Source organism: Sodalis sp. RH21, from assembly GCF_047324175.1.
Taxonomy (GTDB): domain Bacteria; phylum Pseudomonadota; class Gammaproteobacteria; order Enterobacterales; family Enterobacteriaceae; genus Acerihabitans.
On the sequence record NZ_CP178732.1, the window covers coordinates 3,804,279 to 3,830,245 of the forward strand.

23 protein-coding genes are annotated in these 25,967 nt (G+C 58.8%); 9 read left to right on the top strand and 14 right to left on the bottom strand.

What is annotated here, in order from left to right; translation table 11 throughout:
* The first annotated feature begins 420 nt into the window (after nucleotides 1-420).
* The 8 genes from rluE to ACL2XP_RS17490 all read left to right on the top strand — a co-directional run bounded on the left by rluE (nucleotide 421) and on the right by ACL2XP_RS17490 (nucleotide 8,627).
* Nucleotides 421-1,038 carry a 23S rRNA pseudouridine(2457) synthase RluE gene (gene rluE / locus ACL2XP_RS17455; RefSeq protein ID WP_413734200.1) on the top strand — a complete coding sequence of 206 codons (618 nt, stop codon included), beginning with the start codon at nucleotides 421-423 and terminating at the stop codon, nucleotides 1,036-1,038.
* Between the two features lie 54 nt (nucleotides 1,039-1,092).
* Nucleotides 1,093-1,539 carry an NUDIX domain-containing protein gene (locus tag ACL2XP_RS17460; protein ID WP_413734202.1) on the top strand — a complete coding sequence of 149 codons (447 nt, stop codon included), beginning with the start codon at nucleotides 1,093-1,095 and terminating at the stop codon, nucleotides 1,537-1,539.
* 111 nt (nucleotides 1,540-1,650) lie between these two features.
* Entirely contained in the window at nucleotides 1,651-2,760 is a 1,110-nt protein-coding gene (gene mnmA, locus ACL2XP_RS17465) for a tRNA 2-thiouridine(34) synthase MnmA (protein WP_413734203.1), read from the top strand.
* A gap of 249 nt (nucleotides 2,761-3,009) precedes the next feature.
* A complete protein-coding gene (gene hflD / locus ACL2XP_RS17470) occupies nucleotides 3,010-3,636 on the top strand; it encodes a high frequency lysogenization protein HflD (protein ID WP_413734204.1) in 627 nt (208 codons plus the stop codon).
* A gap of 24 nt (nucleotides 3,637-3,660) precedes the next feature.
* Nucleotides 3,661-5,031: an adenylosuccinate lyase gene (gene purB / locus ACL2XP_RS17475; RefSeq protein ID WP_413734205.1), complete on the top strand. Its 1,371-nt coding sequence runs from the start codon at nucleotides 3,661-3,663 to the stop codon at nucleotides 5,029-5,031.
* 178 nt (nucleotides 5,032-5,209) lie between these two features.
* Nucleotides 5,210-5,881: a two-component system response regulator PhoP gene (phoP, locus tag ACL2XP_RS17480; protein ID WP_413734206.1), complete on the top strand. Its 672-nt coding sequence runs from the start codon at nucleotides 5,210-5,212 to the stop codon at nucleotides 5,879-5,881.
* Nucleotides 5,882-5,886: 5 nt separating this feature from the next.
* Nucleotides 5,887-7,353 (top strand): two-component system sensor histidine kinase PhoQ, encoded by a 1,467-nt coding sequence (gene phoQ / locus ACL2XP_RS17485; protein WP_413734207.1) that lies wholly within the window; start codon nucleotides 5,887-5,889, stop codon nucleotides 7,351-7,353.
* 152 nt (nucleotides 7,354-7,505) lie between these two features.
* Entirely contained in the window at nucleotides 7,506-8,627 is a 1,122-nt protein-coding gene (locus ACL2XP_RS17490; RefSeq protein WP_413734208.1) for a JmjC domain-containing protein, read from the top strand.
* Nucleotides 8,628-8,704: 77 nt separating this feature from the next.
* On the opposite strand, the gene pepT is transcribed toward ACL2XP_RS17490, so the two are convergent.
* From pepT to lolC, 5 genes are all read right to left on the bottom strand, one after another.
* Nucleotides 8,705-9,952, bottom strand: a complete 1,248-nt coding sequence (gene pepT, locus ACL2XP_RS17495; RefSeq protein WP_413734209.1) for a peptidase T — start codon at nucleotides 9,950-9,952, stop codon at nucleotides 8,705-8,707.
* Nucleotides 9,953-10,079: 127 nt separating this feature from the next.
* A complete protein-coding gene (cobB, locus tag ACL2XP_RS17500; protein ID WP_413734211.1) occupies nucleotides 10,080-10,910 on the bottom strand; it encodes a Sir2 family NAD+-dependent deacetylase in 831 nt (276 codons plus the stop codon).
* A 41-nt stretch (nucleotides 10,911-10,951) separates the two neighbouring features.
* Nucleotides 10,952-12,199 (bottom strand): lipoprotein-releasing ABC transporter permease subunit LolE, encoded by a 1,248-nt coding sequence (gene lolE / locus ACL2XP_RS17505; protein ID WP_413734213.1) that lies wholly within the window; start codon nucleotides 12,197-12,199, stop codon nucleotides 10,952-10,954.
* Nucleotides 12,196-12,903 carry a lipoprotein-releasing ABC transporter ATP-binding protein LolD gene (gene lolD, locus ACL2XP_RS17510; RefSeq protein ID WP_413734214.1) on the bottom strand — a complete coding sequence of 236 codons (708 nt, stop codon included), beginning with the start codon at nucleotides 12,901-12,903 and terminating at the stop codon, nucleotides 12,196-12,198. Before lolD ends, lolE begins: the two co-directional genes overlap by 4 nt.
* Nucleotides 12,896-14,098 carry a lipoprotein-releasing ABC transporter permease subunit LolC gene (gene lolC, locus ACL2XP_RS17515; RefSeq protein WP_413734215.1) on the bottom strand — a complete coding sequence of 401 codons (1,203 nt, stop codon included), beginning with the start codon at nucleotides 14,096-14,098 and terminating at the stop codon, nucleotides 12,896-12,898. Before lolC ends, lolD begins: the two co-directional genes overlap by 8 nt.
* A gap of 211 nt (nucleotides 14,099-14,309) precedes the next feature.
* Here lolC and mfd point away from each other — a divergent pair, with 211 nt between their 5' ends.
* Nucleotides 14,310-17,759 (top strand): transcription-repair coupling factor, encoded by a 3,450-nt coding sequence (gene mfd, locus ACL2XP_RS17520; RefSeq protein ID WP_413734216.1) that lies wholly within the window; start codon nucleotides 14,310-14,312, stop codon nucleotides 17,757-17,759.
* Between the two features lie 96 nt (nucleotides 17,760-17,855).
* Here the strand turns inward: mfd and ACL2XP_RS17525 are convergent, their stop codons facing one another.
* From ACL2XP_RS17525 to ptsG, 9 genes are all read right to left on the bottom strand, one after another.
* Entirely contained in the window at nucleotides 17,856-18,395 is a 540-nt protein-coding gene (locus ACL2XP_RS17525; protein ID WP_413734217.1) for a glycine zipper 2TM domain-containing protein, read from the bottom strand.
* Between the two features lie 420 nt (nucleotides 18,396-18,815).
* Complete coding sequence (locus ACL2XP_RS17530; protein ID WP_413734219.1) at nucleotides 18,816-20,120, bottom strand: NAD(P)/FAD-dependent oxidoreductase; 1,305 nt, start codon at nucleotides 20,118-20,120, stop codon at nucleotides 18,816-18,818.
* A 226-nt stretch (nucleotides 20,121-20,346) separates the two neighbouring features.
* Nucleotides 20,347-20,889, bottom strand: a complete 543-nt coding sequence (gene ycfP, locus ACL2XP_RS17535) for an alpha/beta hydrolase YcfP (protein WP_413734221.1) — start codon at nucleotides 20,887-20,889, stop codon at nucleotides 20,347-20,349.
* 38 nt (nucleotides 20,890-20,927) lie between these two features.
* Complete coding sequence (gene nagZ / locus ACL2XP_RS17540; protein WP_413734222.1) at nucleotides 20,928-21,971, bottom strand: beta-N-acetylhexosaminidase; 1,044 nt, start codon at nucleotides 21,969-21,971, stop codon at nucleotides 20,928-20,930.
* 19 nt (nucleotides 21,972-21,990) lie between these two features.
* Complete coding sequence (thiK, locus tag ACL2XP_RS17545; RefSeq protein ID WP_413734223.1) at nucleotides 21,991-22,860, bottom strand: thiamine kinase; 870 nt, start codon at nucleotides 22,858-22,860, stop codon at nucleotides 21,991-21,993.
* Nucleotides 22,847-23,425: a penicillin-binding protein activator LpoB gene (gene lpoB / locus ACL2XP_RS17550; protein ID WP_413734224.1), complete on the bottom strand. Its 579-nt coding sequence runs from the start codon at nucleotides 23,423-23,425 to the stop codon at nucleotides 22,847-22,849. The genes thiK and lpoB overlap by 14 nt, the downstream gene beginning before the upstream one ends.
* Nucleotides 23,426-23,445: 20 nt before the next feature.
* Entirely contained in the window at nucleotides 23,446-23,829 is a 384-nt protein-coding gene (locus tag ACL2XP_RS17555) for a YcfL family protein (RefSeq protein ID WP_413734225.1), read from the bottom strand.
* Between the two features lie 44 nt (nucleotides 23,830-23,873).
* On the bottom strand, nucleotides 23,874-24,224 hold the full coding sequence (gene hinT / locus ACL2XP_RS17560; RefSeq protein ID WP_413734227.1) for a purine nucleoside phosphoramidase: 351 nt from the start codon (nucleotides 24,222-24,224) through the stop codon (nucleotides 23,874-23,876).
* A gap of 193 nt (nucleotides 24,225-24,417) precedes the next feature.
* Nucleotides 24,418-25,854, bottom strand: a complete 1,437-nt coding sequence (ptsG, locus tag ACL2XP_RS17565) for a PTS glucose transporter subunit IIBC (protein WP_413734228.1) — start codon at nucleotides 25,852-25,854, stop codon at nucleotides 24,418-24,420.
* Nucleotides 25,855-25,967 lie beyond the last annotated feature (113 nt).

The following is a 25,967-nucleotide window of genomic DNA, read 5'->3' on the forward strand; positions in this document are numbered from 1 at the left end:
GCCGGCATAGTGCCGGCGTGAGTTTATCTCGCCGATAAATTCGGCATCGCGGCCATCGTAATTATAATCCGGCGCCACGCCCTACGCGGCGAAAGATATTGTAGCGGCGCAATATTTATTTAACCTACTATTGGCCGGGACTATATTAAGATCATTAGCCGCTAGCTGGCTGGAATTAAAATGAATCCAAAGTACAATTATAAATACAGCTTTCATTCAGCGCCAGGATATTATCCGGCCGGGTGTGCGCATCAACCAGCATTGATAGCGTCGCTTGCATATCCGATGCGGTTTTTTGCCCCGTGACCGCCAGCGCGCCGGGCTTGGGATAAATCGGTTTTCCCGCGTCGCCCCCACAAACCGCCCCACTTGAAACTGATTTGCAGTATAATGTTTTCAATGACAACAGCTACATAGATAATGGCGAGTTCCCCTATTAAAAATCACAGCCTTGCACGTTTTAGCCCCCGCCGCCCGCCGGCCCCTATGCGGGGACCCCGTCGCGTCATTCTGTTTAACAAGCCGTTCGACGTTCTGCCGCAGTTCACCGACGATGCCGGCCGCCTGACGCTGAAACATTATATCCCGATCCCGGATATTTATGCCGCCGGCCGCCTGGATCGCGATAGCGAAGGCCTGATGATCCTCACCAACGACGCCAAATTAAAAACCCGCTTGACCCAGCCCGTGGAAAAAACGGCTAAGATTTATTACGTGCAGGTGGAAGGCGAGCCCGAAGACGCCGCGCTCAAACTGTTGCGCACCGGCGTCACCTTGAGCGACGGGCCGACGCTGCCCGCCGGGGCGCAGCGCGTCAAAGAGCCGCGCTGGCTGTGGGAACGCACGCCGCCTATCAGGGAGCGTAAAGCCATTCCCACCTGCTGGCTCAAAATTACCCTTTATGAGGGCAGGAACCGCCAGGTCAGGCGCATGACCGCCCATATCGGCCACCCGACCCTGCGGCTGATTCGCTATCAAATGGCGGATCAAACGTTATTGGATTTGGCGCCGGGAGAATGGCGCGAGGTCCAGCTATAGCGTCTGGCGGATACCCACGGGTATCCCTCCATCCTCAAGCGTTAAGGAGCGCGCATGTTTAAACCGCATGTCACCGTCGCCTGTGTCGTCCAGGCGGAAAATCATTTTCTGATCGTTGAGGAAACCATTCATGGCAATCCGCGCTGGAACCAGCCGGCGGGCCATCTGGAGGCGGACGAAACCGTGATCCAGGCCGCCCAGCGCGAGTTATGGGAAGAGGCCGGCATCCATGCCCGGCCCCAGTCCCTGCTGCGCCTTCATCAATGGATTGCCCCGGATAAAACCCCGTTTCTGCGTTTTTTGTTTGCCATTGACTTGGCCAAACGCGTCACCGCTATTCCCCAGGACGATGATATCGATCGCTGCCTGTGGCTCAAGGCGGATGAAATCCTGGCCTCCACCCAGCTCCGCTCGCCGCTGGTGGCCGAAAGCATTCTTTGTTATCAGCAAGATACGCGTTATCCCCTGGAGATACTCAGCGCCTTCCAGTGGCCCGTTTAGCACAAATCTCCCCCTCCCGCCCCCCATGGGGTGGTGGCGCCGCGGGGCCGGATCGTGGTAAAATCCGGCGCTTCGCATCATCAGTCGCATCACCCCGTTTGTGAGAATCCCATGTCAGAAAACAGCCAGCTCAAAGTGATCGTCGGTATGTCCGGCGGCGTAGACTCCTCCGTTTCCGCCTATCTGCTCCAGCGCCAGGGCTACCAGGTGGAGGGACTGTTCATGAAAAATTGGGAAGAAGACGATAACGAGGAATATTGCACCGCGGCCAGCGATTTGGCCGACGCGCAGGCGGTATGCGATAAACTGTCCATCCCGCTGCACACGGTGAACTTCGCCGCCGAATACTGGGACAACGTATTTGAACTGTTCCTGGCGGAATATAAAGCCGGCCGCACGCCCAATCCCGATGTGTTATGCAACAAAGAGATCAAGTTCAAGGCGTTCCTGGAGTTTGCCGCCGAGGATTTGGGCGCCGACTTCATCGCCACCGGCCACTATGTGCGCCGGGGCGACGCGGCGGGTAAAAGCCAACTGCTGCGCGGGTTGGACGACAATAAAGACCAGAGCTACTTTTTATACACCCTCGGCCATGAACAATTGGCGCAGTGCCTGTTCCCGGTGGGCGAACTGGCCAAGCCGGAAGTGCGGCGCATCGCCGCCGAGCTGGATTTGGCCACCGCCGCCAAAAAAGACTCCACCGGCATCTGCTTTATCGGCGAACGCCGGTTCCGCGAATTTCTCGGCCGCTATCTGCCGGCCCGGCCCGGCCCGATCATGACCGTGGACGGGCAGCGGGTCGGCGAGCACCAGGGACTGATGTATCACACCCTCGGGCAGCGCAAGGGGCTGGGCATCGGCGGCACCCGCGAAGGCAGCGACGATCCCTGGTATGTCGTGGATAAACTGATGGACGACAACGTGCTGGTGGTGGCGCAGGGCCATGAGCATCCGCGCCTGATGTCGGTGGGTTTGCTGGCCGGCCAGCTTAACTGGGTGGATCGCTTGCCGCTGGGCGCCGCGCTGCGCTGCGTGGTGAAAACCCGCTACCGCCAGGCGGACATCCCCTGCCTGGTGGAACCCCTGGCGGACGGCCAGGTCCGGGTGCTGTTCGACCAGCCGGTGGCGGCGGTAACCCCCGGCCAGTCCGCGGTATTTTATCTTGACGATTTATGCCTGGGCGGCGGCGTGATCGAAGCCCGGCTGCCGCTGCAAGCTTAACCGCCGCCAGCGCGGGGCGCCTTTGGCCGGCGCCCTGCCCGCCGCCGCGTTGCCCCGCTATTCCCCCGCGCTTTTAAAAGTCGCGGCGCCTGCATCCCGAACTGGGTTTACCCCGCATTTTGTGGCATGATCGGCGGCAATGAAATGAACGCCCTTTTAGCGCCTGGCAAAGGCGGATGGCGATTATACGCGCGCGGTAGCGCATGGCTACACGTCGTCGCACAATCAGGGACGTGTACAGGAGTCACCTTGGCTAAGAATTATTACGATATTACGCTGGCACTGGCCGGGATCTGCCAAAGCGCCTTATTGGTTCAGCAATTGGCCCACAAAGGCGCCTGTGATGACGGGTTGCTGGAAGTGTCGTTACGCAGCGTACTCGATCTTAATCCGCCCGCCACCCTTGCCGTATACGGCAATCAGCTGTCCAATCTCAAGCTGGGGCTGGAAGGCGTGGTGGGAATGCTTAACGCTTCGCGCCAGGGGCCGGGAGCGGAACTGACTCGCTATACCCTGAGCCTGATGGTGCTGGAGCGCAAACTCCATGCCGACAAAGCTGCGCTGGACGAACTGGGCAAACGTATTGGCCAATTAGAGCGCCAGCTGTCGCATTATGAACTGATGTCCGAACCCCTGTTCAGCGCGATGGCGTCTATTTACGTCGATGTCATCAGTCCGCTGGGGCCGCGCATCCAGGTCACCGGCGCGCCGGCGATGCTGCAAAACATTCAGGTACAGGCCAAGGTGCGCGCCGCGTTACTGGCCGGTATTCGTTCCGCGGTGCTCTGGCAACAGATAGGCGGCGGCCGTTTGCAATTGATGTTCGGCCGCAACCGCCTGATGAAGCAGGCACAGCAAATTCTTGCACAATGTTAAAATTTATCCCAGGAGTTGCCATCAATGGAATTATCCTCACTGACCGCCGTTTCCCCCGTTGACGGCCGCTACGGCGATAAAGTCAGCGCCTTGCGCCCAATCTTCAGTGAATATGGTTTGCTGAAATACCGCGTCCTGGTGGAAGTACGCTGGCTGCAAAAACTGGCCGCTTGCCCGGGCATTTTGGAAGTTCCGCCGTTTGACGACGACGCAAACGCTTACCTTGACGCTATTGCCGCTAATTTCAGCGAACAGGACGCGGCGCGCATCAAAACCATCGAACGCACCACCAATCACGACGTCAAGGCGGTGGAATATTTTCTGAAAGAGAAAGTCGCGCCGGCGCCGGCGCTGCACGCCGTTTCAGAATTCATCCATTTTGCCTGCACATCCGAAGATATCAACAACTTATCCCACGCCCTGATGCTGCAAACGGCGCGCCAGGAGGTGATCCTGCCCTACTGGCGGCAAATCATCGACGGCATCAAACACCTGGCGCAGCTTTACCGGGATATTCCCCTGCTGTCGCGCACCCACGGGCAGCCCGCGACCCCCTCCACGGTGGGCAAGGAAATGGCTAACGTGGCCTACCGGATGGAACGCCAATACGGTCAACTGGCGCAGGTGGAGATCCTGGGCAAGATCAACGGCGCGGTGGGCAATTACAATGCGCATATCGTCGCTTATCCGCAGGTGGACTGGCACCGCTTTAGCGAAGAGTTCGTCACCTCGCTCGGCATTGACTGGAACCCCTACACCACGCAAATCGAACCCCACGATTACATCGCCGAGCTGTTTGACTGCATCGCGCGGTTTAATACCATCCTGATTGATTTCGACCGGGACATCTGGGGCTATATCGCGCTGAATCATTTCAAACAGCGCACCGTGGCCGGTGAAATCGGTTCTTCGACCATGCCCCATAAAGTCAATCCGATAGATTTTGAGAATTCCGAAGGTAATTTGGGCATGGCCAACGCTATAATGGGGCATCTGGCGGGTAAGCTGCCGATATCCCGCTGGCAGCGCGACCTGACCGACTCCACGGTATTACGTAATCTCGGCGTGGGCATCGGATATGCGTTAATCGCCTACCAGTCCACCCTGAAGGGCGTGAGCAAACTGGAAGTGAACGCCGATCGCCTGCTGGCGGAGCTGGATCAAAATTGGGAAGTCCTGGCGGAACCGATTCAAACCATCATGCGGCGCTACGGTATCGAAAAGCCTTATGAAAAACTTAAAGAGCTGACCCGCGGCAAACGCATCGACGCCGCCGGCATCCAGGCATTTATCGACGGCCTGCCGCTGCCGGAAAGTGAAAAAGCGCGGCTCAAGACCCTGACGCCCGCCAATTATATCGGCCGGGCAGTAACGCTGGTGGATGAGTTAAAATAGTTGGACCCGGGCAATTGACTCGTCGTCGGCGGCTCCGGTTAAAGCTCTGTTTAAGGTAAGTTTAGCCATCCTCTGGGATACTCACCCAAAAGACGTCCATAAACAGGGGATCGCTTTTACAGGTTTACAGAGGCGAGTGTTCCAGGCTCGTTACTGATGCTTTAACTTAGGAGTTGCGATGCGAGTTCTGGTTATAGAAGATAATTCTCTTCTTCGACATCACCTGACAGTACAAATGCGTGAAATGGGCCATCAGGTTGATGCAGCCGCCGATGCCAGAGAGGCGGATTATTTTTTACATGAGCATCCACCTGATATCGCCATTGTCGACCTCGGATTACCCGACGAAGACGGCTTGAGCCTGATTCGCCGCTGGCGGACGCATCAGGTGAAAATTCCCATCCTGGTGCTTACCGCGCGCGAGGGCTGGCAGGATAAAGTCACGGTGCTCGAAGCCGGGGCGGATGATTACGTCACTAAGCCCTTCCACCTCGAAGAGGTGGTGGCGCGGATGCAGGCGCTCATGCGCCGCAACAGCGGGCTGGCCTCGCAGGTGATCACGCTGCCGCCGTTTCAGATCGACCTTTCGCGGCGGGAGCTGATGATCAACAGCGAGCATATCAAGCTGACGGCATTCGAATATACGATTATCGAAACGCTGATTCGCAACGCCGGTAAAGTCGTCAGCAAGGATTCGCTGATGCTGCAACTTTATCCCGATGCCGAACTGCGGGAGAGTCATACTATTGATGTGCTGATGGGACGTTTGCGCAAAAAAATGCAGGCCGATTATCCGTATGAAGTGATTACAACGGTTCGTGGGCAGGGCTATCGTTTTGATGTTAATTAAGCTCTATGGCCCATTTTCCGTATCACCATAAAAAGCCTTTCTCGCTTCGCGTCAGATTCCTGCTGGCTACCGCCTGCGTGGTTCTGGCGCTTTCCCTTTGCTATGGCATGGTGGCGGTCATCGGCTACAGCGTCAGCTTTGACAAAACCTCGTTTCGACTGCTGCGCGGCGAGAGTAATCTGTTTTTCAGCCTGGCCCAGTGGAAGGACAACCGGCTGACCATCGCCGTGCCGCCCAACATCGACATTAATTTTGCCGCCCTGGTGCTGATTTATGACGATAAAGGCCATATTCTGTGGCGGCAGCGTTATGTCCCGGCCCTGGAGCCGCGGCTAAAACCGGAATGGCTGTCCAAAACCGGCTATTTCGAGCTGGATACCGATACCCGTACCAGCAGCGCCGTACTGGGGGATAACCCCAGCGCCCAAAACCGGCTGAAGGACTTCGACAGCAGCGACAGCAACGCCCTGACCCATTCGGTGGCGGTCAATCGCTACCCGGCCACCGAACGGCTGCCCCCGCTGACCATCGTGGTGGTGGATACCATACCCCACGAATTGCAGCGCACGGATCTGGTGTGGGAATGGTTCAGCTACGTGCTGCTGGCCAATCTGCTCCTGGTGGTGCCGCTGCTCTGGCTGGCGGCGCACTGGAGTTTGCGGCCCATCAAGGATCTGGTGCAGCAGGTCAGGGAGCTGGAGGGCGGCGAGCGGGACCGCCTTGACGAAAATCCCCCGCGCGAGCTGGGCATTCTGGTACGCAATCTCAATATATTGCTCAACAATGAACGCCAGCGCTATCAAAAATACCGCTCCACCCTCTCCGACCTGACCCACAGCCTGAAAACCCCCCTGGCGGTATTACAAACCACCCTGCGCTCGCTGCGCACCGGCAGGGATACCAATATCGAACTCATCGAGCCCATCATGCTGGAGCAGATCAGCCGGATTTCCCAGCAAATCGGCTACTACCTGCATCGCGCCAGCGTCCATTCGGATCACAACGTGCTGAGCCGGGAGCTGCATTCCGTGCCCGCGCAGCTCGACAGCCTGTGTTCGGCCCTGAACAAGGTGTACCAGCGCAAAGGCGTGTCCATCTCACTGGATCTTTCCCCCGAATTAACCTTTATCGGCGAAAAAAACGACTTTATGGAAGTGATGGGCAATATTCTGGATAACGCCTGCAAATATTGCCTGGAATTCGTCGAGGTCAGCGCCCGCGCCAGCGAAAAAGAGCTGCACCTGCTGATTGAAGACGACGGACCGGGCATTCCCGCGTCCAAGCGCACCCTGATCTTCCAGCGCGGCCAGCGCGCGGATACCCTGCGCCCGGGGCAAGGCCTGGGTTTATCGGTGGCGGCGGAAATCCTTGAGCAATACGAAGGCGATATTATCGTCGGTGAAAGCGCCCTCGGCGGGGCGCTGGTGGAAGTGATTTTCAAACGCCAGCAGGGCTACCAGGACGACGATTAATCCTGCCGGCTATTCGCCGGGCATTTTTTAACGCGTACCGGGCGAATTAAGCGATTTCATGCCGTTCTTTTGCGGTATGTCCGATAATTACCCCTTCTTACCCCGCCCGCTTCCGTTATAATCCAGTCAGGTTCCCTTACGTGGAAAAGGCAATGGATTATCAACTCGATCTTGACTGGAATGACTTTTTACAGCGCTACTGGCAAAAACGGCCGGTCATCATCAAACGGGCCTTCAAGGATTTTGTCGACCCATTATCCCCGGACGAACTGGCCGGCCTGGCGATGGAAACCGAGGTCGACAGCCGTCTGGTCAGCCACGACGACGGGCGCTGGCAGGTAAGCCATGGACCTTTTGAAAGTTTTGATCATCTGGGCGAAACCAACTGGTCGCTGCTGGTGCAGGCGGTCGATCACTGGCACGAGCCGTCGGCGGCGCTGATGCGCCCCTTCCGCCAATTGCCGGATTGGCGTATCGACGACCTGATGATCTCCTTTGCCGTGCCCGGCGGCGGCGTCGGCCCCCATTTCGATCAATATGACGTGTTCATTATCCAGGGACAGGGGCGCCGCCATTGGCGGGTGGGCGATAAGCAAATACTGAAGCAGCATTGCCCGCATCCGGATCTGCTGCAGGTGGAACCTTTCGACGCCATTATCGATGAAGAAATGGAGCCGGGGGATATGCTGTACATTCCGCCGGGATTCCCTCATGAAGGCTATTCACTGGAAAACGCCCTCAACTATTCGGTAGGGTTCCGCGCCCCCAGCGGCCGCGAGCTGGTCAGCGGTTTTGCCGATTATGTCCTGGCGCAGGAGCTGGGCGGCGCGCGCTACAGCGATCCGGCGATTGGCCTGCGGCCCGATCCGGCCGTGGTATTGCCGGAGGAAATCGATGCCTTGCGCACCATGATGATGGATTTGGTGCAGCAGCCGGATCGTTTTAACCATTGGTTTGGTGAATTTGTTTCCCAATCGCGCCATGAACTGGACCTCGCCCCGCCGGAACCGCCTTACCAGGCGGGGGAAATTTATGATTTGCTCCAGCAGGGCGATCATTTGCAACGCCTCGGCGGGCTGCGCGTGATTAAAGTGGGGGAAGAGTGTTATGTAAACGGGGAACAGATCGTTACCCAGCATAAGCCGGCGGCCTCCGTGCTGGCAAACTCGTACACCATAACCGCCGGGCAGCTGGGCGATGCGCTGGACGATCCTTCATTCCTGGCGCTGCTGACCGCGCTGATCAATAGCGGCTACTGGTACTTTAAGAATTAATATCCGCTTGGCCACATAACAACGGCCCGATTAATCGGGCCGTTGTTTTTCCCGCCGGGGGCGATCGCCCGCCCGCGCTAAATCTTATGCGGCGCGCCCTTGGAGCGCAACGCGGTCAGTTCGGCGATACGCATAATCACCTGCACCGCTTTTTCCATGCCGTCATGGGACGCGAACTCGTGTTTGCCGTGGTAGTTATAACCGCCGGTAAATAAATTCGGGCAGGGTAAACCGCGAAATGACAGCTGCGCGCCGTCGGTGCCGCCGCGAATCGGCTTCATGATGGGGTCCAGCGCGCAGTCACGCATTGCCTGCTGGGCCAGCTCGATGATATGCGGGTATTTGGCCACCTGATCGCGCATATTGTAGTAGCTGTCCTCGATGGACAATTCGATATAGCAATCAGGATGCAGCCCTTTGCCCAGTTCTTCGGCGGCGGTAATCATAAACTGCTTGCGCGCGGCAAAACTCTGGCGATCGAAATCGCGGACGATATAGTGCATCTCCGCCCGATCGACGCTGCCCTTCATGGTATTGAGATGGTAAAAACCCTGGTAGCCGTCGGTGGTTTCCGGCGTTTCATCGGCCGGCATCTTCTGATGAAACCGGGCCGCCAGCGTCAGGGCATTGACCATTACCCCTTTGGCCGAGCCGGGATGAACGTTGTTGCCGACGATTTTCACCAGTACCGAGGCGGCATTGAAATTTTCATATTCCAGCTCGCCGATGCCGCCGCCGTCCATGGTGTAGGCCCACTGCGCGCCGAAACGTTCAACGTCGAAGAACTGCGCCCCTTTACCCACCTCTTCATCCGGCGTAAAGGCGATGCGGATGTCGCCATGGGGCAGCTCTTTGGTTTTGATGCGCACCATGGCGGTGATGATTTCGGCAATGCCGGCTTTGTCGTCGGCGCCCAGCAGCGTTTTGCCGTCGGTGGTCACCAGGGTATGTCCCAGCAGTTGGTGCAATACCGGGAACATCACCGGCGACAGGATTTCATCGCCGTTGCCCAGGGCGATATCGCCGCCGCGATAGTTTTCCACAATTTGCGGATTGACATGTTTACCGGAAAAATCCGGCGCGGTATCCATATGGGAAATAAAGCCAATGGCCGGCACCGCCCAGGCGACATTGGACGGCAGGGTGGCCATCAGGCAACCGTGATCGCTTAATGTCACCTGCTCAAACCCCAATGCGGAAAGTTCTTCCTGCAAGGCATGCGCCAGTTTCCATTGTCCTTCGGTACTCGGGACCTGTTTGACCCCGGGTTTGGATTGGGTGTCAAAGGAGACATAATTTAGAAAACGATCGAGTAATTTATCCATTTTTTCCGCCTATCGCATCTTTGGCACCTATTATGGGCAGCGATGATTTTGCAAATATTGTGTCAGGTCAGTTTTCACCGTTTTTGACCAATAAAAAGCACGCGCGGCTTAGCATGGCGTATTCTCCCTATCCCCGCTGCGCCACGAACCCTTCGATAAACTTGTTGACATACTCCGGCACGCATTGGCTCGCCGGACCGTAGACATGCTCCTCGAACTGGCTCTCCACGTGGCTTGGCTCCAGGTTGAGCTCGACCGTCCGGGCGCCGCTCAGGCGCGCCTCATGCACAAACCCCGCCGCCGGGTACACATGGCCGGACGTGCCGATGGCCAGGAAATAATCCGCTTTGCCGAGCGCCGCGTAAATATCATCCATGCCCAGCGGCATCTCGCCGAACCACACGACATGCGGGCGCAAAACCGACGGGAACTGGCAGCAATGGCAGCGGTCGCTTTCAGCCACGTCTTGCGTCCACTCAAAGATCTGGCCGCTGTTGACGCAGCGCACCTTCAGCAGTTCGCCGTGCATATGAATCACGCGCCGGCTGCCCGCCCGCTCGTGCAAATTATCGATATTCTGGGTCACCAGCAGGAAATGATCCCCCAGCATCTGCTCCAGCTCCGCGAGCGCCAGATGCGCGGCATTCGGCTTGATTTCCGGTTGCTGCAACTGGCGGCGGCGCTCATTGTAAAACCCCTGCACCAGCTGCGGGTCGCGCTGAAAGCCTTCCGGCGTAGCGACGTCTTCCACCCGGTGTTCTTCCCACAGGCCGTCGGCGGCCCGGAAAGTGCGGATACCGGATTCGGCGGAAATACCCGCCCCGGTCAGTACCACCACAAAAGGTTTTTTCATCTTGGTTACCGCCATGGTGTCACGGTGAAAAATACGTGAACGCAATCGTTGCTGCCGGAGCCGTTTACTTTTACGAAACCGGATTAACCGGCGATGTATACGCATGCTGCTGATTCCTTAATGCCCGGGAAAACCACCGCCGGGACTTATAGACCACTTAAGACCCGGGCCGGATCGATGCGGCTGGCGCGCCGCGCCGGATACCAGCTGGCCAGCAAACTGAGCAGCAGCGCCGTACCTAATACGCTGGCCACGTCCAGCCAATGCAGCTCGGTGGGCAGAAAATCGATGGGATAGATATCGCCGGACAGCAGCGTATGCCCCAGCAACCGTTCTATGCCTTTCACCAGCGATGTCAGATTCAATGCCGCCAGTACGCCGACCACCACGCCGCTGACGCTGCCGGTCAAGCCGGCCAGCAGCCCATACCAAATAAAAATAGCACGGGTCAGGCGGTCTTTGGCTCCCAGGGTGCGCAATATCGCAATATCGGTGCTTTTATCTTTCACCGCCATCACCAGGGTGGAGACGATATTAAAACAGGCCACGCCAATCACCAGCACCATGGCCAGGTACATAATGGCCCGGATCATCTGGATATCCCGGTACATGTACCCATAGGTGCCGATCCAACTGCGGATATAGACATAGGATTGCGTCACTTCGCCCGCGTCGCGCACCAGCTTGTTGGCGGCGAAGGGATCGCTCATCTTGAGGGCGATGCCGCTGATATCCTGGCCTTTGTCCAGATACTGCTGGGCGTCGGTGAGCGGCACCATGGCGAAACTATGATCCAACTGCCCGCTCAGGGCCAGAATACCGCTCACCTGCAGCCGGATACGCTTGGGTTCGAGCAGCTTCATTTCGGGATCGCTGTTGGGAATCATGACGGTCAGCCAGTCGCCCTGCTTGACGTCAAGGGTATCCGCCACGCCCTTGCCGATGATGATTTGCTGCTTGCCGGCGCTGAAATCCTTCCAGGCGTTGTTTTGCACGTATCCCGGCAGAGCGCTCAAACGCGACTCCTGGGCGGGATCGACGCCCTTCACCTGGATGGCCTTGAGCTTGACGCCCCGCTCCACCAGGCCGGTGAAATTCACATACGGCGCCGCCGCAACGATGCCCGGCACTTTTTCCACCCGCGCCAATACGCCCTGCCAGTCTTTAAACGGCGGGTTCACCGGCTCGATTTCCCCGTGGGGCACCACCGCCAGTATCCGGTTATTGAGTTCGCGTTCAAAGCCGTTCATCGCGCTCAGGCCGATAATCAGCACCGCCACGCCCAAGGCGATGCCGAAAGTGGAAATAATCGAGATCAGCGAAACCATGCCGCCGCGGCGCCGGCCGCGGCTAAAACGCAGTGCAATTTGCAATGCCAGCGGCAACCCACTCATTCCCGCACTCCCAGCAGGTCGCCGTCTTGCTGCAACTGGCCGTCGCGCATCTCCAGCTGGCGGTTGAGCCGCCGGGCCAGATGCAAATCGTGGGTCACCACTAAAAACGCGGTGCCCTGGCGCATATTCAATTCGCCCAATAATTCAAAAATACTGTCGGCGGTACGTTGGTCCAGATTCCCGGTGGGCTCATCGGCCAGCACCAGCGCCGGATGATTCACCAGCGCGCGCGCAATGGCCACCCGCTGGCGTTCGCCGCCGGACAGTTCGGACGGGCGGTGATGGCCGCGTTTCTCCAGGCCCACCGCCGCCAGCATTTCCCGGGCCGTAGCCTTGGCCTGCTGGGGAGCGACGCCGCCGATCAGCAGCGGCATGGCGACGTTTTCCATGGCGCTGAAATCCGGCAGCAAATGGTGAAACTGGTAGATAAAACCCAGGCGGCGGTTGCGGATTTCAGCGCGGGCCTGGGATGACAGGCTGTTGAGCTGCCGGCCTTCGAAAATCACCTCGCCGGACGTCGGTTCGTCCAGGCCGCCCAGCAAATGCAGCAAGGTGCTTTTGCCGGAGCCGGAACTGCCGACAATCGCCATCATTTCACCCGGCTGCATGGAAAAGGTCACATCGCGCAGCACATCGGTAAACAGCTTGCCTTCCTGATAACGCTTACTCAGATTGTTACACTGCAACAAAGGAGTATTATTCATAACGTAAAGCCTCAGCGGGATGAACGGCGGCCGCGCGCCAGGAAGGATAAAGCGTGGATAATAACGCCACCACCATGGCCAATACGGCGATGGTAGCTACCTGAAGGGGGTCGATATCGACCGGCAACTGGGCGCCGTCAAGAAACGCCCCGATCACCGGCATTAAATTATTCAGCTGGCCGGCCAGCAGCAGGCCCAGGCCGGTGCCCAGCAATGCGCCGATAATGCCGGCGCCGGCGCCCTGCACCATAAACACCAGCATCACCTGGCGGCGGGTCAGGCCCAGCGTTTGCAAAATGGCCACTTCACCCTGTTTTTCCATAACCAGCAGGCCGAGGGACGTGATAATGTTGAACGCCGCCACCGCCACGATCAGGCTTAACAGCAGCCCCATCATATTTTTTTCCATCCGCACCGCCTGGAACAGCTCGCCCTTGCGCTCGCGCCAGTCCTTCCACTGGGTGCCTTCCGGCAGGGCCTGCCGGCTGACGGCGTCCACGTCCAGGGGCTGTTGCAGCCACAGGCGCCAGCCGGTGATATTGCCGGCCGGATAGCGCATCAGGCGCGAGGCGTCCTGCTGGTTGGTCAATAATTGATACTCATCCACTTCGCTGTTGGCGGCAAAGGTGCCCGCCACGGTAAACAGGCGCTGGCTGGGAATACGGCCCATGGGCGTGAACTGGCTGGCGCCGGGCACCATCAGGCGCAGCCGATCGCCGCGTTTGACCCCCAGCTGGCCGGCCAACTGCTCGCCGAGGATGACCTGGTAGCCGCCGGGCTGCAGTTTATCCATGCGCACGTTGACCAGATAACGGGCCAGCGGCTCCGGGTCCTGGGGATTAACGCCCAGCATCACCCCTACGGCGACGCTGCGCGCGCTTTGCAGCACCACATCGCCGGTGGTCAGGGGTACAATGCGGCTGACGCCCTTAAGTCTTTCTAGCGCTGAGGACGGAATACGTTTAGGATCTAACGAACCGCCGGGTGTGGTGATCAATGCCTGGGGCATGACACCGAGGATATTGCCTTCCAGCTCGCGCTCGAAGCCGTTCATCACCGATAATACGGTGACCAGGGCCATCACGCCGAGGGTAATGCCGATGGTGGATAACCAGGAGACAAAGCGCCCGAAGCGGTCTGATGCCCGCCCGCGCATGTAGCGCAGGCCAATATATAATGCGACAGGTTGATACATTGAATTCCGTTTGGATGCAATTGCCAAAGCAAAGTGATCAAGGATAATAAAGGGTCGTACCCTATTATGGAACTACTAACCGCCTCTATAACCGGCTTTTATTCTTGTTAGGCTGCCGAACATGAGCCATCATGCCCAATGCATGACCGTTTCGCCACAGGCCGTAGCGTATTGGCCCCCGGCCGCAAGAGAAGAGATCTGACCACAGTTTATGTCCGAACACTATCGTTATACCTTACCCGCCAAGCCCGGTGAACAGCGTTTATTGGGCCAGCTCACCGGTGCCGCCTGCGCCGTGGAATGCGCCGCCATCGTCGACCGCTATGCCGGCCCGGTCATGCTGATCGCCCCGGATATGCAAAACGCCCTGCGCCTGCATGACGAAATCCGGCAATTTACGCGCCATCCGGTGGTGACCCTGCCCGATTGGGAAACCTTGCCCTACGACAATTTTTCGCCGCACCAGGAGATCATCTCCGATCGGCTGTCGACGCTCTACCGGTTGCCGTCGATGGAGCGCGGGGTCATTATCCTGCCAATCAATACCCTGATGCAACGGGTATGCCCGCACTCTTTCCTTCACGGCCACGCGCTGTTGATGAAAAAGGGACAGCGCCTGTCGCGCGATAAACTGCGCGGGCAGTTGGAACAGGCCGGCTACCGCAGCGTCGATCAGGTAATGGAACACGGGGAGTTCGCCACCCGCGGCGCGCTGCTCGATCTCTATCCGATGGGCAGTGAAGAACCCTACCGCATCGATTTTTTCGACGACGAGATCGACAGCCTGCGTATTTTCGATGTGGACACCCAGCGCACGCTGCAGGAAGTGGATCATATCAATCTGCTGCCGGCCCATGAATTCCCCACCGACAAGACCGCCATCGAGCTGTTTCGCAGCCAGTGGCGCGAGCAGTTCGAAGTCAGGCGCGACGCGGAACATATTTACCAGCAGGTCAGCAAAGGCACGCTGCCGGCCGGCATTGAATATTGGCAACCGCTGTTTTTCAGCGAGCCGCTGCCCGCCCTGTTCAGCTATTTGCCCGCCAATACCCTGCTGATCAATACCGGCGATCTGGAAGCCGGCGCCGAACGTTTCTGGCAGGACGCCCAGCAGCGTTATGAAAACCGGCGGGTTGATCCCATGCGCCCGCTGGTGGCGCCCGAATCGCTGTGGCTGCGGGTGGACGGGCTGTTCAGCGAGCTGAAAAACTGGCCGCGGGTGCAACTGATCGGCGACAAGCTGGCCGACAAGGCCGCCAATGTCAATATGGAGTATCAGCCGCTGCCGGACCTGGCGGTGGAAGCGCAAAGCAAAGCCCCCATGGATAAGCTGCGCCAGTTCTGCGAACGGTTCGACGGCAGCGTGATTTTCTCGGTGGAAAGCGAAGGGCGCCGGGAAACCCTGCAGGAACTGCTGGCGCGCATCAAGCTCAACCCCAAATTAATCGCCCGTCTCGATGATATCGCCGCGCCGGGGCATTACCTGATTATCGGCGCCAGCGAACGCGGGTTTATCGACAACTACCGCCGCCGCGCCCTGATTTGCGAAGGGGATCTGCTGGGGGAACGGGTCAGCCGGCGGCGCCAGGATAACCGCCGGGCCATCAACGCCGACACCTTGATCCGCAATCTGGCGGAGCTGCATCCCGGCCAGCCGGTGGTGCATCTGGAGCACGGCGTCGGCCGCTATGCGGGCATGACCACCCTGGAGGCCGGCGGCATCAAGGCGGAATACCTGATCCTGACGTATGCCGGTCACGACAAGCTCTATGTGCCGGTTTCGTCGCTGCACCTGATCAGCCGCTATTCCGGCGGCGCGGAAGAAAGCGCCCCGCTGCATAAACTCGGCGGCGACGCCTGGTCCCGCGCGCGGCAAAAGGCGGCGGAACGGGTGCGCGACGTGGCGGCGGAGCTGCTCGATATCTATGCCCAGCGCGCCGCCAAGGTCGGTTTCGCTTTCCGGCAGAACCGCGAAAACTATCAGCTGTTCTGCGAAGGTTTCCCGTTCGAGGCCACGCCGGACCAGGCGCAGGCCATCAACGCGGTGCTTAGCGATATGTGCCGGCCGCTGGCCATGGATCGCCTGGTGTGCGGCGACGTCGGGTTCGGCAAAACCGAAGTGGCGATGCGCGCCGCCTTCCTGGCGATTGAGAATCATAAACAGGTGGCGGTGCTGGTGCCCACTACCCTGCTCGCCCAGCAGCATTACGATAATTTCCGCGACCGCTTCGCCAACTGGCCGGTGCGCATCGAAATGATTTCCCGCTTTCGCAGCGCCAAGGACCAGGCCCAGGTGCTGGAACAGACGGTGGAAGGCAAGGTGGATATCCTGATCGGCACCCATAAGCTGCTGCAAAGCGATATCAAATGGCGCGACCTGGGATTGCTGATCGTCGATGAGGAGCACCGCTTCGGGGTGCGCCACAAGGAGCGCATCAAGGCCATGCGCGCCGATGTGGATATCCTGACCCTTACCGCCACCCCGATCCCCCGCACCCTGAATATGGCCATGAGCGGTATGCGCGACCTGTCGATTATCGCCACCCCCCCGGCCCGGCGCCTGGCGGTGAAAACCTTTGTGCGGGAATACGACAGCCTGGTGATCCGCGAGGCCATCCTGCGCGAAGTGCTGCGCGGCGGCCAGGTCTATTATCTCTACAATGATGTGGAAAATATCGAAAAGGCCACCCTGCGCCTGCAGGAGCTGGTGCCGGAAGCCCGCATCGTCATCGGCCACGGCCAGATGCGCGAGCGCGACCTGGAGCGGGTGATGAATGATTTCCATCACCAGCGGTTTAATGTGCTGGTATGCACCACTATTATTGAAACCGGCATCGATATCGCCAACGCCAATACCATTATTATCGAACGGGCCGATCGCTTCGGCCTGGCGCAGTTGCATCAGCTGCGCGGCCGCGTAGGGCGTTCCCATCACCAGGCCTATGCCTACCTGCTGACCCCGCCGCCCAAAGCCATGAGCCAGGACGCGCTGAAACGGCTGGAGGCCATTGCCTCCCTGGAGGATCTGGGCGCCGGTTTCGCGCTGGCCACCCACGATCTGGAAATTCGCGGCGCCGGCGAACTGCTGGGCGAAGATCAGAGCGGCCAGTTGCAGACCATTGGTTTCTCATTGTATATGGAGCTGCTGGAAAGCGCGGTGGAAGCGCTGAAAGCCGGACGCGAACCTTCGCTGGAAGATCTGACCAGCCAATTAACCGACGTGGAACTGCGCATGCCCGCCCTGCTGCCGGAGGAATATATTCCGGACGTCAATACGCGCCTGTCGTTCTACAAACGTATCGCCAGCGCGCCGGATACCCGGGAAATCGAGGAGCTAAAGGTGGAATTAATCGACCGTTTCGGGCTATTGCCCGATCCGGCGCGCCACCTGCTGGATATCGCCGCGCTGCGCCAACGCGCCCGCCGGCTGGGGATTAAACGCATAGAAGGCAATGAGAAAGGCGGTTTTATCGAGTTCAGCGAGAAAAACTGCGTCGATCCGGTGTATTTAATCGGCCTGCTGCAGCGCGACCCGAAAACCTTCCGCCTGGACGGCCCCACGCGGCTGAAATTTATCCAGCCCCTGCCTGAACGGCTGGAACGGCTGAAATATGTGGATCAACTGCTGGAAGGGCTGGATCGGCACCGGGTGCCGGCGTAATACCGCTACGCCAGGATCTTGCCCTGAGTGATGAATACCCTTTGCCGCCGGCATGGCGCCGGCGGCAAAGGGGCGCACGGGTTTACAGCGGCTGGCTTAGACTTGTTTATTCAGTTGCAGCCGGCCTTTATTATCCAGGGGAATCTGGGTGCCCGGATCGTGGTCCATGCGGATTTTGCCCTGCTGATCGCCAATTTTGTAGGTGACGTCGTAGCCCAGCAATTTTTGCGATTTGTCATACACGGTCTGGCAGCGCTGCTGCGTACTGGAGTAAGTGTCGCTATTTTGCAAGTTGCCCTGTACCTGGTTACCGGTGTAGCCGCCGGCCAGCGCCCCGGCCACCGTCGCCACGTCCTTGCCCCGCCCGCCGCCGAACTGATGGCCGATGACGCCGCCCGCCACCGCCCCCAGCAACGAACCGGCAATTTTATTTTCATCCTGCACCGGCCGGCGGTGCGTGACGGTAACATTGCGGCACTGCTGGCGCGGGGTTTTAATGGTTTCATTGATCGGGATCGCCGTGACCACCTGCGCATATTGCGGACCAGAGGAGAACATGTCCAGTCCGGCGACCGCCGCGATCCCTGACGCCGCCGCAATCCCAATGCCGACACCGGCTAACATTGATTTATTCATGGGAAATCCTCCTGAAATATTAACCCACGCATTCACTGACGGCCACCAGATTGCCGGCGCGGGCTAAAGCATAAGCCAGCCTGCCCAGCCTACATTGATACCAGCGAACATCCGGGTAATCCTACCCATCGATACAGCATACTTGGCCCATCTAAAACGGCGTGCGTGAATCGCCAGCTAGATGATCCGAAGTCTGCACAAACCGGCCGGACGCCGCAATAAGACTAATAGCCAAAACGAGAGAAAGTGACGGGTGATAAGGCGAGTTTGGGAGAATTCCTAGGGGGCTAAGCTAAAAAAACCCTATTTTCTGCTAAGGATTAGAGCGGCTAATATGACGCCGGCGGCAGGTTTGGACGGCTGGAAGTCGCCCAGGCCCGCGCGGCCAACCCGCGCGGAGCCAAAGGGCGGGCCGAATGATTAATGCAGTTTCAAATGCGGCCGGATCACCCGGTTGATCCGCCCCACCAGCATAATCAGACCGGTTTTAATAAAACCATGCAGGGCGATTTGGTGCATGCGGTACAGCGAAATATACACCGCCCGGGCGATGCGCCCTTCAATCATCATGGAACCGCGCATCAGGTTGCCCATCAGGCTGCCCACGGTGCTGAACCGGGACAGGGAAACCAGCGAGCCGTGATCTTTATACACATACGGCTTCTGGTCGCGGCCGTTCAACAGCGCCAGGATATTGCCGTGTACCCGGGTGGCCATCTGGTGCGCCGCCTGGGCGCGCGGCGGGACAAACCCCCCGGACGCCTGGGGACATGACGCGCAATCGCCAATGGCGAAAATAGCCGGGTCGCGGGTGGTTTGCAGCGTTGGCTCCACCACCAGCTGGTTGGTGCGGTTGGTTTCCAGCCCGGCGATCTCCTTGAGGAAGTCCGGCGCTTTAATGCCCGCGGCCCACACCATCAGTTCCGCCTGGATAAATTCGCCTTCTTTGGTGGTCAGCCCGTCCGGACCGGCGCTGGTCACCAGGGTTTTGGTCAATACCCTGACGCCCATTTTGCTCAATTCCTGATGCGCAGACGCGGAAATACGCGCGGGCAAAGCGGGCAGGATGCGCTCGCCCGCCTCCACCAGCGTAACGTTCAGCGCATGATTGTCCAGGCCTTTAAAGCCGTAGCTGTGCAGTTCCTGTACCGCATTATGCAGTTCCGCCGACAGCTCCACCCCGGTGGCCCCGCCGCCGACGATGGCGATATTGACCCGCTCGTCGGCGCCGGACTGAGTGGAAAATTTCAGGAACAGATTGAGCATTTCATTGTGGAAACGCTGGGCCTGGGCCGGATTATCCAGGAAAATACAGTGTTCTTTGACCCCGGCGGTGCCGAAGTCGTTGGAAACGCTGCCCAGCGCCATCACCAGGACGTCATAGGGCAACTGGCGCACCGGCACCAGCAGATCGCCCTGGGCATCGCGGATCTCGCCCAGTTGCACCGTTTTTTCCTCGCGGTTCAGCCCCGTCAGGCTGCCCATCTGGAATTGGAAATGATGATTGCGGGCATGGGCCAGATAGCTGATGGCGTCGACGCCTTCGTCCAGCGAGCCGGTGGCCACTTCATGCAGCAGGGGTTTCCACAGATGGCTGTGATTGCGATCCACCAGGGTGATTTGCGCTTTATGGCCGCGGCCAAGAGAAGAACCCAGGCGGGTCGCCAGCTCCAGTCCGCCGGCGCCGCCGCCGATAATAACAATTTTCTTCAGGGGTGATGACAAAATAACCTCCAATTGTAAACCAATCGTTAACTAAGGGTAACAATGAATACCCTTATAAAACACATGGTTACACTAAAAATAAATAGCTACTGCGGTCAGATTATCACGCCCGGTCATTTGGTCATACCAAAATTGATATAAATCAATTTTCCCGACGGCGGCGGCCGGGAACTCACCCAGCGTGAGGCCCCGAACGCATCATAATGAAGTCAGGAAAAAACGGCGGTCAGCCCAGGGCTTTAAACGCCTGGATACGCTGCAGATGGGGGGAGATATTTTTGAATTTATGAGCTTGCTCATCGTCCCAGATGATTTCGTAAAACGGCCCCAGCAGCTCGGCGCTGCGGCGGTTATCCAGGGCTTCGTCGTTGCGCGACAGCAAAACCAGGCAGCGGTCGCGGTTTTTATCGCGAAAATTGCTCACGCATTTGGTAGCGATATCCACATACTCTTCCGGCCGGTCGATTTTGCCCGGCATATTGTCCTGCGGAAACAAATTCGGATTGATGATGACCTGGCGGATATCGCACAGGAAACCGATACGCTCCGCCCAAAAACCGCCTAAGCCGACGCCGCAAATCAGCGGGCGCTCGTCATCGGTCAGTTGCTGCATCTTGTCCACTTCTTTGAGCAAATGCTGCATATCGTGGCGCGGGTGGCGGGTGCTGTAGCTGATTAAGCGCACATCGGGATCGATAAACTGAAGCTGGAGCACCTTTTCATGATTACCGGGACTGTTAGAATCAAAACCGTGCAAATAGATGATCATCACTATCCTCGTCTATAAATGAGTCCGGTCGCTGGACATCAGCGGTCGGGGAATTCTTCCCGTCGCTGTTTCTCCTCGGCCCACTGCCGCGATAACAGGGTCAGCTGCTGGTGGATCTGCTTCCAGCGTGGAGAACTCAGGAGTTCCTTACGGGAACAGACTCCCCGATGGTATAACGTCTCCAGGCCCCCGACTTTGATCGGCGACAGATTATCCAGCACCTTTACGGCGCCTGCGCGGTTATTGCACACCAGGATCATGTCGCAGCCGGCCTCAAGGGACGCCTGGGCCCGTTCGGCGTACCCGCCCATCACCGCCGCGCCTTCCATGGATAAATCATCCGAAAAAATAATGCCTGCAAATCCCAGCTCACGGCGCAGCATCTTTTTCAGCCAGAACGGCGAACCGCTGGCGGGCAGGTCATCCACTTCAGTATATATGACGTGGGCGGGCATGATGGCATCCAGGGCGCCGCGCTGGATTAACGTCGTGAATACCCGCATATCATGGGCGCGGATCTCGTCCAGCGGCCGGCCGTCCCGGGGGGTTTCTTTATGGGAATCGGCGGTGACCGCGCCATGGCCGGGAAAATGCTTGCCGGTGGCCTTCATGCCCGCCTGGCGCATGCCGCTGATAAAACTCTCCGCCAGCTCGATGGCCGGTTCCGCCAGGTGATGGAAAGCGCGCTCGCCGATGGCCGCGCAGCCGTGGCCGATATCCAGCACCGGCGCGAAGCTGATATCAATATCCATGGCAATCATTTCCGCCGCCATCAGCCAGCCGGCGTCCCGCGCCAGCGCAGCGGCCTCGGGCATGGGCCGCAGCGCCGCGTACGACTCGGCGGCGGGCAGCAGGGTAAACCCTTCGCGAAAGCGCTGCACCCTGCCTCCCTCCTGATCCACCGCCACCACCAGACGCCGGCGGGAAGCGCCGCGAATTTGCGCGATCAGCGCCGCCAGCTGATCGGGATCGTGGTAGTTGCGGGTAAAGATAATTACGCCGCCCACCAGCGGGTGCTGCAATATTTCACGTTCTTCATTATCCAGCTCGTAGCTGGCGACATCTAACATCAATGGACCCACAACCACCTCAACCTGTTATTTATTTTGAACCGCCAGCCAGGCCCAAACGGCGGCGCGGCGCCGCGGCCTGTAGTATAAATTGCCGCCGGCCGGTTTGACCCCAGCGGGCCTCGTACCACATCAGCATCAGATAATCCACCCAAGGCGCCCAGGCGGCAACCTGGCGGCGCAGCGCGGCCAGGGAATAGCCGGGCGACGCCGCGTGGTAGCCGGCCAGCAGCGCCGCGCATTGGCGCCCGTCCAATTGGTTGCCCCGCGCCAGCGCCGCCAGCTCCAGGGCGATATCGCCGTCGCCGGCATACTCCCAGTCTATCAGCCGCAGTCCGCCGTCGTCAGCGCGCACCAGATTGCCGGGATGGACATCCATATGCAAGGGGGCGATATGCAGGGGCGCCGGCATTTTGCCCCGCATAAAGCGCTGGTGCAGGCGCAGCCAGGCCGGTGAGCGACGGCCGGGATCGCTGGCCTGCCAGCAGGCGGCGTAACGCGGACGCAGCGCCAGCGGATAACCGCAGCGCGGGCCGCGGTGCAAATGCAGTAACCGGCCGGCCAGCGTACCGTCGGCCAGCGCCCTATGCCAATCAGCCGCTGACAGGGTTTCCCCCGCCAGCCACTCCACGACGAGCCAGGGCGTTTTGGGTGCGATCGGCCGCGGGGCCAGTTGCCGGGGCTGTAAATGCCGCAATATGCGATATTCCCGCCGCCGATCGACGCCGAGCGCCGGATGCTGCGGCGTAGCGCCCCGCGCCAGCCAATCCACTCCCGGCGCGCGGATGCGCCAGCTTTCGCCGGTCAGGCCGCCGACCGGTTCCACCCGGCACGCGCCGGGATCGATGCCGGGCAGCCGCCGCGCCAACATATCGGCCAGGGCGCCATTATTCCCGGGCAAGCCCTTTGCCCGACCAGATAATTTCTCCTGACTGCACCAGCATCAGCTGCATTTCCAATTCCGGCAGCTTGGCGTCGCCGTTGGCATCGCTATACAGGACATATTGCGCGTTGACGTAGCGCGCCAGGCCTACGGCCTTGGAGCGCGATTCCAGGCTATCATCCACCGACAGACCCAGGGTTTGCTTGGCCGAGGTCATTTGATCCTGGCCGATAATCTTGAACCGATCGCTGGACGCCAGGGCGCTATAGAGCGCGGCGGTGGCCTTGCCGGTCTGGATGCTGCCGTTGGTGTTGTTTTTCATGGTATTGATTAACAATACGCTGCCCGGCGCCACCCCTTCGGCACCCAGCATTTGCTGGATCAGCGGGCTGACGCTGGCCTGCCAGTCAATGGTGCGGATTTTCGGCGGGGACGGCACCGGCTGCGGGGCCGGCGGCGGCGTCGGGGTCGGCTCCGGCTGTGCCGGCTCTACGGTGGCCGGCGGTTGTTGGGGCTCGGGCGCACGTGTTGGACAGCCGGTCAGCACCAGGGCGGCCAACAGGATAAACAGATACTTTTTCATTATCGATCGCTCAAAAAAAATCATAAGAAAAGATAAAGGCGAACGCGCTTAGCCTCAAGATTACCATTGACCGAATCGAGGGTTACGCTGGTCCCGGGGGGAACCACCACCGTACGGGTATCGGGAAAGGGCAAAATATCCAACCCCTGCGCGTCGTACCAGTAAAACCGGTAATTGACGGTGACGGCGCGGTTTTGGCCGTTATTGACCACCGCATGGGCGCGCAGGCGGCCCTGATCGTCGCCAATCGCGGGCTGTTCGGCGATGATGCCTGCCGTCATCACCGACGGGTCCATGATCAACGTTTGCCGATCGTTAATCATCAGGGTTTTATTGGCGCTGCCGCTGCATCCCGCGACGATCAGCAACGCGGCGAGGACCAGATAAGGCCACGTAGAACGCATGCTTTTTCCCATTGCCGTACCGCCCCGTTCGCTGCGTTGGCCGATCAAAAAGCCACCAGCGGTCCGAGGGGCCGGCCGCCTAGCAGATGCATATGGAGGTGGTAGACTTCCTGGCCGCCGTGGCGGTTGCAATTCACAATCAGCCGGAAGCCGTTTTCGGCGATACCTTCCTGCTCGGCGATTTTAGCGGCGGCCGTGAACATGCGCCCCAGCGCGGCTTCATGCTCGGCGGTGACGTCATTGACGGTAGGGATCAGGATATTCGGGACAATGACGATATGGCTCGGCGCTTTAGGAGAAATATCGCGAAAGGCGGTAACCAGGTCGTCTTGATAGACGATCTCCGAGGGTATTTCCCGGCGAATGATTTTGCTAAAAATAGTTTCTTCAGCCATGACATCTTTCCTTGTAGCAAAACAGGTTAGTGCATGGAGTATGAGCGACTTATACCACTTCTTTCAACCTTCCGATGGTTTTATTACGCAGTGAAGTTCATGGGATTGGGAATTCGCGCCGCGGGGGATAAAAATAGCCCCAGGCAGGCATTTGGCCTCCCCGGGGCGGTGCGCATCGTCGGTGAATGATCCGTCAGGCAAATTGACGCATATATTCATCCATATCGGTTTTCAAATTGTCGGATTTGGTGCCGAAGATTGCCTGCACGCCGGAACCGGCGACCACTACGCCGGCCGCGCCCAACTGTTTCAGGCCGGCCTGATCGACCTTGGAAATATCCGCCACGCTGATGCGCAGGCGGGTAATGCAGGCATCGAGGTTGGTGATGTTTTCTTTACCGCCAAACGCCTTGACCAGCGCGCCGGCCATTTCTGTGCCCATGCGGCTCACCTGCTGGCTGGCATTGGTTTCACGCCCCGGCGTTTTCAGGTCCAGCTTGGCGATTAACACGCGGAACACGGTGTAATATATCAGGCCATAAATAATGCCCACTAACGGGAATAGCCAGATCCGGCTGCTATTGCCGCTCAGTACCACGAAATCAATCAGGCCGTGGGAGAAACTGGTGCCGTCGCGCATCCCGAGCAGGATGCAAATCGGGAAAGCCAGGCCGGCCAGGATGGCATGAATCACATACAGGATGGGCGCAACAAAGATAAAGGAGAACTCGATGGGTTCGGTGATGCCGGTAAGGAACGCCGTCAGGGCGCCAGAGATCATGATGCCGCCCACTTTGGCGCGATTTTCCGGTTTGGCGGAGTGCCAAATGGCGATGGCGGCGGCGGGCAGGCCGTACATCTTGAACAGGAAACCGCCGGAGAGTTTGCCCGCGGTCGGGTCACCGGCCATATAACGGGGAATATCCCCATGGAATACCTGGCCGGCGGCATTGGTGTATTCGCCCACCTGCATCTGGAACGGCACGTTCCAGATATGATGCAGGCCAAAAGGCACCAGCGCGCGCTCGACCAAGCCATAAATGCCAAATGCCACCACCGGGTTCTGGTAAGCCGCCCATTGGGAGAAATCCTGGATCGCCGAGCCGATGGGGGGCCAGATAAAGGACAGTACGACGCCCAATATAATGGCAAACAGCCCGGAAATAATCGGCACAAAACGTTTACCGGCGAAAAAGCCCAGATACTCCGGCAGCTTGATGCGATAAAAGCGGTTAAACATATAAGCGGCGATGGCGCCGGAAATAATACCGCCCAGCACGCCGGTGTCCGCCAGGTGTTTCGCGGCGATTTCGTCCGGCGGCAAATGCAATACCAGCGGCGCAACCACCGCCATGGTTTTGACCATGATGCCGTAGGCGACCACCGATGCCAGCGCGGAAACGCCGTCGTTATTGGTAAAGCCCAGCGCGACGCCGATGGCGAAAATCAGCGGCATATTGGCGAAGACCGACCCGCCGGCTTCCGCCATAACGTGGGAAATCACTTCGGGTATCCAGCTGAAATTGGCCGAACCGACCCCCAGCAGTATCCCGGCGATCGGCAATACCGATACCGGCAGCATTAGCGATTTACCTACTTTTTGCAGGTTGGCAAATGCGTTCTTGAACATAATTGTGTGTGCTCCTGAGTAAAAAAAAAATGCCGCTGACTTTATCCCGCATACCGGCGGGCGCAAAGGTTCTTTGGGCCTTTGTTCGGATGGAAAACCAGATCCTTTTATTT